At 48.7% G+C, this 9,635-nt stretch carries 11 protein-coding genes and 1 pseudogene; 7 read left to right on the top strand and 5 right to left on the bottom strand.

The annotated features are described in order from the left end of the window. Positions 1–434 (top strand): annotated as a pseudogene (locus IQ219_RS11725) (hypothetical protein); the annotation flags it as partial. 166 nt (positions 435–600) lie between these two features. Here the strand turns inward: IQ219_RS11725 and apt are convergent. The 3 genes from apt to IQ219_RS11710 form a co-directional block, all read right to left on the bottom strand. Further along, entirely contained in the window at positions 601–1,119 is a 519-nt protein-coding gene (gene apt, locus IQ219_RS11720; RefSeq protein ID WP_190597981.1) for an adenine phosphoribosyltransferase, read from the bottom strand. 176 nt (positions 1,120–1,295) lie between these two features. After that, positions 1,296–1,637 carry a DUF2973 domain-containing protein gene (locus IQ219_RS11715; protein ID WP_194072719.1) on the bottom strand — a complete coding sequence of 114 codons (342 nt, stop codon included), beginning with the start codon at positions 1,635–1,637 and terminating at the stop codon, positions 1,296–1,298. 120 nt (positions 1,638–1,757) lie between these two features. Continuing rightward, positions 1,758–3,014: an MFS transporter gene (locus IQ219_RS11710; RefSeq protein WP_194072718.1), complete on the bottom strand. Its 1,257-nt coding sequence runs from the start codon at positions 3,012–3,014 to the stop codon at positions 1,758–1,760. A gap of 106 nt (positions 3,015–3,120) precedes the next feature. On the opposite strand from IQ219_RS11710, the gene IQ219_RS20125 reads away from it, so the two are divergent. The 5 genes from IQ219_RS20125 to pstB all read left to right on the top strand — a co-directional run bounded on the left by IQ219_RS20125 (position 3,121) and on the right by pstB (position 7,367). Continuing rightward, positions 3,121–3,273 carry a hypothetical protein gene (locus tag IQ219_RS20125; RefSeq protein ID WP_190597978.1) on the top strand — a complete coding sequence of 51 codons (153 nt, stop codon included), beginning with the start codon at positions 3,121–3,123 and terminating at the stop codon, positions 3,271–3,273. Positions 3,274–3,618: 345 nt separating this feature from the next. Further along, positions 3,619–4,620 (top strand): phosphate ABC transporter substrate-binding protein PstS, encoded by a 1,002-nt coding sequence (gene pstS / locus IQ219_RS11705; protein WP_190597977.1) that lies wholly within the window; start codon positions 3,619–3,621, stop codon positions 4,618–4,620. Between the two features lie 33 nt (positions 4,621–4,653). Next, positions 4,654–5,640, top strand: a complete 987-nt coding sequence (pstC, locus tag IQ219_RS11700) for a phosphate ABC transporter permease subunit PstC (protein ID WP_194072717.1) — start codon at positions 4,654–4,656, stop codon at positions 5,638–5,640. A 4-nt stretch (positions 5,641–5,644) separates the two neighbouring features. Beyond that, positions 5,645–6,517 (top strand): phosphate ABC transporter permease PstA, encoded by an 873-nt coding sequence (gene pstA, locus IQ219_RS11695; RefSeq protein ID WP_194072716.1) that lies wholly within the window; start codon positions 5,645–5,647, stop codon positions 6,515–6,517. Positions 6,518–6,563: 46 nt separating this feature from the next. After that, a complete protein-coding gene (pstB, locus tag IQ219_RS11690) occupies positions 6,564–7,367 on the top strand; it encodes a phosphate ABC transporter ATP-binding protein PstB (RefSeq protein WP_228016988.1) in 804 nt (267 codons plus the stop codon). Between the two features lie 14 nt (positions 7,368–7,381). Here pstB and IQ219_RS11685 read toward each other — a convergent pair whose 3' ends face one another. Next, a complete protein-coding gene (locus IQ219_RS11685; RefSeq protein ID WP_194072715.1) occupies positions 7,382–7,849 on the bottom strand; it encodes a GNAT family N-acetyltransferase in 468 nt (155 codons plus the stop codon). Positions 7,850–8,431: 582 nt separating this feature from the next. Between IQ219_RS11685 and IQ219_RS11680 the strand changes: the two genes are divergently transcribed. Next, positions 8,432–8,644, top strand: a complete 213-nt coding sequence (locus IQ219_RS11680) for a hypothetical protein (RefSeq protein WP_190597973.1) — start codon at positions 8,432–8,434, stop codon at positions 8,642–8,644. Positions 8,645–8,673: 29 nt separating this feature from the next. On the opposite strand, the gene recO is transcribed toward IQ219_RS11680, so the two are convergent. Next, entirely contained in the window at positions 8,674–9,489 is an 816-nt protein-coding gene (gene recO / locus IQ219_RS11675; protein ID WP_194072714.1) for a DNA repair protein RecO, read from the bottom strand. Positions 9,490–9,635: the final 146 nt, after the last annotated feature.

Here is a 9,635-nt window from a genome sequence, read left to right as displayed (position 1 = left end):
GCCCTAGTCCCACCAGCAATGGCACCAATCAGCCAGAGGCAATCCAGGAAAATGATGGTAATCAGACCGCAGATCAAGAAGAATCACCGGCCGGAGAGAACGAAGATAGTGGCAATAATCAAGCCCAAACAGAAGAGCAAGATCGCAAGCCCAACCCAGAGCTTCCCCCGGCCAAGATGGTGGTGGTGGGTAGTGCGGCCTTTGCCACCAATGCTTGGTTTAACGAAGCTGTGAACGGTGATATTTTTCTCAACAGTGTGCAATGGTTGGCGGAAAACGTCGACCAACCCCTTGATTTGCGGGCCAAAGATCCCACCGATCGCCGTATTAATTTGGGGGTACGAAGGGCTACGGTTTTGGGCTGGTTAACCTGGGTAATTGTTCCCTTAATCGGTCTGGGACTGGCGGTGTTTACCTGGTGGCGACAAAGGTAAGGGTAATTAGAGTGGATTTTAAAATTGCCTTTGGGTCCCCAAGTTTGGGAAAGAGCTAGACAGACCAAAATGCTCTGGTATTGCCGGAGCTTTAGTCGGTCGATTTGGGGGCTAACTAAAATCTTGCCAATGGTTTCTTGGAGCTAACTGAATGCCATTCCAACCCTTAATATTCCACCAAAGAAATAATTGGTAAATCTGGTAAACACTGACGACCATTCAGGGCCACAAGCTCGATGATAAAAGCAAAACCCAACACCTCACAACCAAGCTGACTCAGCAATTCAGCGGTGGCCTTGGCGGTTCCCCCCGTGGCAATTAAGTCGTCCACAATTAAGACCCGGTGGTGGGGAGCCACAGCATCTTGGTGGATTTCCAAAGAATCTTTGCCGTACTCTAAATCATACTCTACTCGGTGGACTGGGGCGGGTAATTTACCTGGTTTCCTTACAGGGATAAAACCAGCATTCATTTGATAGGCAAGGGGCATACCAAATAAAAAACCCCGGGATTCCATGCCCACCACATGATCCGGCATCAGTTCCTTTGCTTGACACTGTTCCACGAGGGAGTCGATGGTGTAGCGCAGTCCCTCTGGACTGTTGAGCAGGGTGGTAATATCCCGGAACATAATGCCTGGCTTGGGGAAGTCCGGTATATCCCGAATTAAAGCTTTTAAATCCATAATGCGATGGTTTCAGGCCGTCACGGCAACAGGGTTCAGGCTACAGTGTACCTTTAACCATTGTTATTGCATACGGAATAAATCCCATTTTAGCGTTGCCGGGGAGACACTACCTAGCCGACTATTATGGCCATTATGCCTAGGGAAAAACTAATTTTTACTGACGCTTAATGGGATTATTTTTCGTCTTCCCCTTCCTGGAGGGTCACGCTGGGGGAAGCATCAAAAATAGCATTCAACTTTTCCCTGGCATCGTCCACATTAACGGAGCGCATCACCAATAAGGGTTCGCTAATGGGCACACCCTGGTCGTCAAATAATTCTGGATGACTGCTCTGGCCAAAGCGACGGGAAAAACTGTTGGGCGGGGTGCGCTGACTACCCATGCTGACGGAAATTAAGCTCCGAATCAGGTTGCTAACCGCAAGGAAGGCAATCACTGTGAAGGCCAAAATATAGATAAGATGCAGCACTGAAATTTTCCCCAATTGTTCGATGGCGACCCTGCTGAGCACCATGGTAGAAAAATTTTTTCAGCATGGAACTGGGCAGGAAAAATCTAGGAACGATCGCCTAAGTGTTCTTCTAGCTTAACAAGATTTTCCACCGTTGACAGGAATTAACCAAGCCCATTGGGTCTATTGGGGAGTGGCGTAGAGGTCTCGACTGCGACCAATGCAAAACTTGAGGGAACGGCCGATGGTGGGGTTAGAAAAGATGCCAAAAACCATGATGGCGGCCAGGGCCAATCCACCGCTGAGCCAAAATACATGGCGGTAACCAAACATCTCGTTCAGCACCCCCATAATTGGGGCCGCAATGGCAATGCCCCCATCAAAGCCACTCATGCAAACAGAGAAAACCCGACCCCTTTCCTCCAGGGAAGAACGATCGGAAATTAAGGCGATGGTGGTGGGTAATAAAATGCCACTGCCAGCTCCTTCCAAGGCGGCGGCGGTCAATAATTCCCAAGAGTTATCAGCCTGGGCCAGGCACACCATGGATAGCAAATAGCAAATCAAGCTACCGGCAATGAATAGCCCCCGGCCATAGGTGTCTGCCAAGGGGCCAAGGAAGAGGCGGGGCACAAAGCTGGCGATCGCCGCCACACTGTAAAAAACTCCGGCATAGGCGGCTAGGTTAATTTCCCGCACAAATAGGGGCAAAAAGGTGGCTAAGTTACCAAACAGAAGCCCAATCAGCAGTAACACCAGGGTGGGTACGGCCATGGATCGACTGGTGATTATTTTGCCAATGGAACGGGGTCGGGGGCGATCGCCGAAAACCTCCTCTGCTGACGACTGGTCTGGGGCACGGTTTTCCCGCACCTGCAGGGCCAAGGCCAGGGAAATAAAGCCCAACAGGGAAGAAATGATGAATAGGACTTCGTAGCCGATGGCTTGGGAAATGTAAGCTCCCATTGCCGGCCCAAATCCCATGCCAATGGGCACTGCCAAACTCATATAGCCAATAATTTCCCCCCGTTGCTGGGGTGGGGATAAATCCACCACTAGGGCGTTATAGCCGGTGGTATAGGCGGCCAAGCAAATGCCATGGAAAGCCCTAATTGCCATTAAAGCCCCCACCGTGGCAGTGAGTAGGTAGCCCAAAGGGGCCAGGGCCACCACCAATGCCCCAATGACAATGGCGATTTTTCTCCCCCGGCGATCGACCAACTGACCAATCCAAACGCGGGAGCCCAACAGGCCAAGGGCAAAACTCCCCATAATCCAACCCACCTGTTGTTTCGTCGCCCCCACATCCTGGGCGTACATGGGCAGAGTAGGCAGGAGGGAAGTGAGGCTGAGCCAAAACATCAGCACTGAAGCAAACAACAGAGCAAAGGTTTTTTGGGTGGAGGGGGATAGTTGGCGCAGGGCCTGGAAAGAACTCACGGAATAATTTGCTGGGGGGAAAGGAAAGACGTTGCAACTGCTTAAAGTTTCTTTACAGTTGTCCACCCATCATAAACCTAAAATCCTTCTGACCGTGGACTAGTGCATGAATACGCAAATTACATTCTGGGCTGGGGGAGTAAGTATTTTGTCGATGAATTTAAAGTCCATTACCAATGGCTCAAATTTACACATCAAATGTGGCAAGGGCAGGAAAATTTTGCCCAAGGATGACGGAAAAAATAGTCGTCGTATTTAGACAATAATTTTACTCGTTTTAACCTAGTCTTAATATGGCGTTAATCTAGGCTTAATGAAATGATAACCATGGGTAAAATAAGCAAGATTTAACCGGAAGTTAATCGACTTTCTGGGGAATTTATGCATTAAAAATAAAAATATTTTTGCGGTTGTAAATGAACAAAATGCCACTAATATTGTTAGCTAGAAATCCCCAGACAAGTTTCTGGGTTTATTGACAGTAAACGGCCGGTCTAACCAGAGGTTTTTGCCGTTTTTCGGTCGATAGCGATGCCAATGGAAGCCCTATCAGTAAAGAAGGGCTGACTTTTTCAACTGCACCATATTCCCATTGCAAGTTCCTATGCTTAGTTCATTCCAAAAAGTTGCTACCTTTTCAGTAGTTAGCGTCATAGTCGGTTTTGGTAGTATTGGTCAGGCCATCGCCGGTACCTTAAATGGGGCGGGGGCAAGTTTTCCTGCACCACTCTATCAACGCTATTTTGCCGAGTATAAAAAAGCCACCGGCAACACTGTCAATTACAACTCCGTTGGTAGTGGCGCTGGTATCCGTCAATTCATTGGTGAAACCGTGGACTTTGGTGCTACCGATGCAGTGCCTACTTCCGCCCAACGTCAACAAATGAAACGGGGGGTGGTAATGGTTCCCACCGCCGGTGGAGCTGTGGCAGTGGTTTACAATTTACCGGGTAAAAAAGTCCAACTTTCCAGGATAGCCCTGGGTAAAATTTTTACTGGGGAATTAAAAACTTGGAACCAGATCGATTCCAAGCTGCCCAATATGCCAATTCGGGTGGTGGTAAGGGCTGATGGTAGTGGCACCACCGATATTTTTACCAGTCATCTCAGTGCCATAAATAGTACCTTTAGGAGCAAGATTGGGGCCAGTCAGGATCCCAACTGGGGTTTCCAGGTGCTCAAGGGTCCTAAAAATGATGGAGTAGCCGCCACGGTTAAACAAACCCCCGGGGCGATCGGCTATGTCCAGGACACCTTTGCCCGTCGCAATGAGGGACCAAATTTACAAACAGCTAAGGTGCAAAACAAAGCTGGCCAATATGTGGAACCGAGCTTGGCGGAAGCTAATAAAGCCATCAGTGGAGCTAAGTTTGACGCTAACTTTGTGGCAGAAATAAATGATCCCGCTTCCGGTTATCCCATTGTGGGCTTGACTTGGTTGTTGGTGTACCAAAACAACAAAAATGCTGCCACTGCTAAGGACATCAAAGCTCTGGTGCGCTGGATTTTAACCACTGGTCAAAATTACAACACCCAATTGGAATACACCAAAGTTCCCCCGGCGGTGGCCCAACGGGTAATTGCGGCGGTGGACAAAATTAAATAGTCAGCAAACTTACTGAAGATTAGAGCAATAGCTATGGTGGAAGGTTTTTCGCCTCGTCCGGAAATTCCCCCGGTCCTGGGGGCAGATATTACCCAAGGAAATGCCCTGGGCAGTGCTTTGGACTGGGGCTTTAAACAGTTGACCCGTCTCTGTTCCCTCGGAGTGGTAGTGATTCTCGGTTGGATCGCCTGGGTGGTCTTTGCCGATGCCCAACCGGCGATCGCCAAGTTTGGTTGGGAATTTATCCTCAGTCAACAGTGGGACAGCGGCGAGCAACTGTTTGGGGGCTTGCCCTACATTTTTGGGTCAGTGGTAAGTTCCCTTATCGCCTTGGTGTTTGCTTTGCCCTTGGGGCTGGCGGTAGCCGTGATGACCAGCGAAAATCTTCTGCCTGCCCCAGTGCGGGTTCCCATTGCCTTTCTGGTGGAACTGATTGCTTCTATTCCCAGTGTAATCATTGGCCTGTGGGGAATTTTTGTTTTTATCCCTGTGCTAATGCCATTGCAGGTGGCATTGTTTGAATACCTAGGTTGGTTGCCAATCTTTGGCACAGAACCCTTTGGCCCCAGCATGCTGGTGGCGGGATTGGTGCTAGCGGTGATGATTATTCCCACGATCGCCTCCATTAGCCGGGATATTTTACTTTCTGTTTCCCCCAGCCTCCGCAGTGCGTCCATGGCCTTGGGGGCAACTCGGTGGGAAACTATTTGCCTGGTAATTTTGCCTTCAGCTAGTTCTGGTATTATCGGTGCCACTATTTTGGCCCTGGGTAGGGCCCTGGGAGAAACCATGGCAGTAACTATGGTGATCGGTAACTCGAATATTATTTCGGCTTCTTTGTTAGCACCGGGGTACACCATTCCCTCTGTGTTGGCTAATCAGTTTGCCGAAGCAGTGGATGAGCTACACATCGGCGCTTTGATGTACTTAGCTTTAATTCTCTTTGTTATCACCCTGGGCATTAATAGTCTGGCGGTGTTGATGGTGGCAACGATTCGTCGCCAAGGGGAGGGACAGTAAAGCCGTGAAAAATATGGCCCCTGGTAGTCTGCTTGCTCCCTTACCTTTATTCCGTAATGGTTTTGCCTGGGTGATGGGAGGGTTGTCCTTTACCCTCACCCTTGTGGCCCTTCTGCCTTTGCTGGCCATCTTAGCCGCCATTATTCAACGGGGTTTGCCCACCCTTTCCTGGGAAGTGTTTATCCATCTACCGGCCCCGGTGGGAGTGGAGGGGGAACCCAACGGTTTTGCCAATGCCATTGTGGGAACCCTGACCATGGTGGGTTTAGGCGCTCTTTTTAGTGTTCCCCTGGGGGTAATGACCGGGGTATTTTTAGCGGAGTTTGCGGCCGGCTCGGCGATCGCCAATGGGGTACGGTTTGTCACCGTGATCCTGAGTAGTGTGCCCTCGGTAATTGTGGGGGTGTTCGCCTACGGGGTACTGGTTATTACCACCAAACAATTTTCGGCCTATGCCGGAGGCTTGGCCTTGGGCGTAATTATGACTCCCATTATTGCCTTAACCACGGAGGAAGCGCTCAAGTTAGTGCCCATACACTATCGCCTAGGTTCCGCCGCCCTGGGGGCCAGCAAATGGGAAACCACAGTCAAAACGGTGATTCCCTGTGCCATTCCTGCCATTACTACGGGGGTACTGCTGGCCGTAGCGAGGGCCGCCGGGGAAACCGCTCCCTTAATGTTCACTGCCCTATTCAGTCAATTCTGGCAGGAGGGGTTAATGGCCCCCACTCCTTCCCTTCCTGTACTGATTTACAACTATGCCAGTTCTCCTTTTGAGGAGCAGAATGCCATTGCCTGGACCGCTTCCCTTGTACTGTTAATGCTGGTTTTAACCATTAACCTATTTTCTCGTTTGCTGATCCGTCGGCGTTTTTAAATCTGCCATCAATAGTTAATTTTTCAGTTTTCCCCGTTTACCATCTATGACTAATTTGTCCGGTTCAATGACAGCGGGTTTACAACCTGCCCTTAGGGTTGAAGGTTTGGGATTTTATTACGGCACCAAAAAAGTCTTGGAGGGGGTAACCATGGCAATCCCCGTTGGTAGGGTCACTGCTATGATTGGCCCCTCTGGCTGTGGTAAATCAACTTTGCTCAAGGCTTTTAACCGCATTGCCGAACTGGAAGGCCGGGTCAAGGTGACGGGAACAGTGGAGTTTTTGGGGCAAAACATTTACGACCCTAAAGTCAATATCAACAGTCTGCGTCGGGAAATTGGTATGGTTTTTCAAAGGCCTAATCCTTTTCCCACTAGTATCTACGACAACATTGTCTATGGGGTTAAGCTTAGTGGCCGGGCTAGCCGGGGAGAACTGGATGAAATTGTGGAACGCTCCCTCACCAGGGCTGTGTTATGGGATGAGGTCAAAGATAGTTTGAAAAAGTCCGCTTTGGGTCTATCGGGGGGACAACAGCAAAGATTATGCATTGCCAGAGCTCTAGCGGTTAATCCCAAGGTGCTACTAATGGACGAGCCCTGTTCCGCCCTCGATCCCATTTCCACTCTCAAAATTGAGGAGTTGATTAAAAGTCTGCGGGAAAAGGTGACCATCACCATTGTTACCCACAATATGCAACAGGCCCTGAGGGTATCGGATTACACGGCTTTTTTTAATACTGACGAAAGTCGCATTGGTCAGTTGGTGGAATTTGATAGCACCCAGAGTATTTTCTCTAGTCCCCAGGAAACCCAAACCAGGGATTACGTGGCCGGCAGATTCGGCTAATCGATCCCTACCTTTTAACAATCATTCAAATGTTTGGTTAGTAAACGACGATCATAGTCGACAAAACCCATTCTTTTGTACAAAGCTGTGGCCCTTTCATTACTGCGTTCCGACTCTAAATGTAGTGCTTTGAGATTGAGCTTTCGGCACTCCCCTTCCACTAGTTCGATGATGCGTGAACCAATTCCCTGACCACGGCGATCGGATGAAATAAATAATTCATCAATAAAAGCAGTTCTGCCACCAAATTCGAGGCTGAAATAAAAGGAAACATACGCATAACCGACAACGCCTTGGTCTTGCTCAATTAACCAAAAACAACCTCTGTCGGGATTGTCCCAAAGTTCTCGTAGAGTTTGAGCTTTTTCTGTTTGACTGAAAGGATAACTAAAATGTTGATAAAATGCTTCAACCAAGGGTAAGACTTTGGTCAAATCATCCACCTGGGTGGGACGAAGATTAAGCGGGTCATTATCAGTCATAAGCTTCTGTTTTTCCTGGGTATTTTATTGTCAAATTAGATATTTATTTTTCAAATTTTAACATCTCTTAATTCAAAAGCCTGAGAAGAAGATAACCGCTCTAAAATATCATAAATTACTTGATCTTTTAAAAATTTTTGGCAAACATCAACCTCCGGTGTTCGATATTCTACTGAAGACTACTGGGCAAAGTGCGACAGTTACGTACATGTATCAAATATAGGGGTGAAGCCACAGCACAAATTATCATTCTTGACGGAATGCCAACGTAAAATTAGATCGTTTGTTGCAGTGTCTTAATAAATCATGATAATCAAATAACTCCTAGGCTGGGGAGGGCAATGGAGACGCAAGAACGCACAACCAAGTTTGCTCGCCTAGGGTTATTGCTGTTTTGGCCAGCCTGAGAATCGTTTTAGCGTTGATATTCGACTGAAAAGACAAGACGTCACATGGTGAAAGCCTCATTTGTCAAGGATTTTAGTTGTACTTGTCCAAACTCAGCCAGAGGTTAATTGAGTATAATGACGGGTATTGCCTGTCTCGCAATTTTTCGCCATTCGAACTTCATTGCTAATGCCCATGTTTCTTGAAGAACTTAAACCAGTGACCCGTGAACTTTGCCAACAACCGATCGCCTTCGCTGGGGGGTTTGTATCTGGTGTGCTACGGCTAAAATTGACCGATGATCCCTTGAAAAAATGGCTACAAAAGCAAGGGGTGACGGACTTTTCTGGGGCAGACATTAATCAAACGACCCAGGATAATCGCCCCCAAAGCATTGATATTGATTAATTGGGCATGAACGGGGAGGGGAGGCTAGTCTAGAAATCGACTTCCCACATACTATCCAGCAAAACAGCGGCCCGGAAGCTTTTTCCTAGTTGGCGTTGGGCGTAGTGGCGCATGAGGTTTTCCGCTTTCACCCAGTCCCAGAGGCGAAAATTTTTCCGGGCGATCGCCGGTAGGTATTGCTGAGGGTTGGGCAGGGCAGCCTGGTTGAGTTGTTGTAACAAACTGAGTTCCATAGCTGTTAATCGACGCATTTGGGGAATGGGGCCAATGTCGCCCTGACTGCGGAGATCGACAACTCCTCCCAACTCCGGACTAAAGCCCACCCGCCATTGGTGATCGTAAAAATTAGGGCGAATGGTTTGGGTCGTGATGGCACAGTGATGAAATTGGGGTGCAAAGCCCTCCGCTCCCAGGCAATGGAACAACGCTTGGGCCAAATGGCCATAAATATCCTCCGCCGTTGCTTCTGTTTCCAACCGGCGTAAATGTTCAGTGAACAGTTCATACAGAGATGCCTGGGCGCTGGCTTCCGTCCCCAGGGCCAGGATTAGTTCGATTAAATATTGCCCCGCCGCCAAATTACAAACATTTTGCCCCAGGCCGGGATAGGAGTATTGGGTTTCCGCCTGGTTAATACGATCCAAACTTTTGCCTGCAAATAGCAGAAACTGATTCACCACAAATAGTTCAGTGCGGCCCCTGAAGCTAGATTTTGGTTTTCTGGCCCCGGGGGCAATGGCTCGAATCAGTCCATATTCCGGCGAAAAAATGGTCACCAGGCGATCGGATTCCCCAAAGGCCATACCTTTAACGACAATGCCTAGAGTTTGGTAAGTGCGGCTCAATGGCGTTCAGGGGGGCGATGGTGGGGGACTCTCCCATTCTAGAAAATCCTGCCCCAGGAGAAAGGGAAAGCCAAGGCTTGAGGTAAAATAGCCACGGGTAATTGCTCCAAAAATAAATGGGTTTGTTATGGTTTATACTCCTGCTC

Source organism: Synechocystis sp. LEGE 06083, assembly GCF_015207725.1.
In the GTDB taxonomy this organism is placed as follows: Bacteria; Cyanobacteriota; Cyanobacteriia; order Cyanobacteriales; family Microcystaceae; genus Synechocystis; species Synechocystis salina.
Note: the sequence above shows the minus strand (reverse complement) of the source record. Positions and strands in the feature narration are given on the sequence as shown.

Bases quoted from the DNA above. Each gene is read 5' to 3' on its own strand.
- IQ219_RS20125 (WP_190597978.1), top strand. From the start codon at position 3,121: ATGAATACGCAAATTACATTCTGGGCTGGGGGAGTAAGTATTTTGTCG.
- IQ219_RS11680 (WP_190597973.1), top strand. From the start codon at position 8,432: ATGTTTCTTGAAGAACTTAAACCAGTGACCCGTGAACTTTGCCAACAA.
- apt (WP_190597981.1), bottom strand. From the start codon at position 1,119: ATGGATTTAAAAGCTTTAATTCGGGATATACCGGACTTCCCCAAGCCA.
- pstC (WP_194072717.1), top strand. From the start codon at position 4,654: ATGGTGGAAGGTTTTTCGCCTCGTCCGGAAATTCCCCCGGTCCTGGGG.
- IQ219_RS11715 (WP_194072719.1), bottom strand. From the start codon at position 1,637: ATGGTGCTCAGCAGGGTCGCCATCGAACAATTGGGGAAAATTTCAGTG.
- pstB (WP_228016988.1), top strand. From the start codon at position 6,564: ATGACTAATTTGTCCGGTTCAATGACAGCGGGTTTACAACCTGCCCTT.
- IQ219_RS11685 (WP_194072715.1), bottom strand. From the start codon at position 7,849: ATGACTGATAATGACCCGCTTAATCTTCGTCCCACCCAGGTGGATGAT.
- pstS (WP_190597977.1), top strand. From the start codon at position 3,619: ATGCTTAGTTCATTCCAAAAAGTTGCTACCTTTTCAGTAGTTAGCGTC.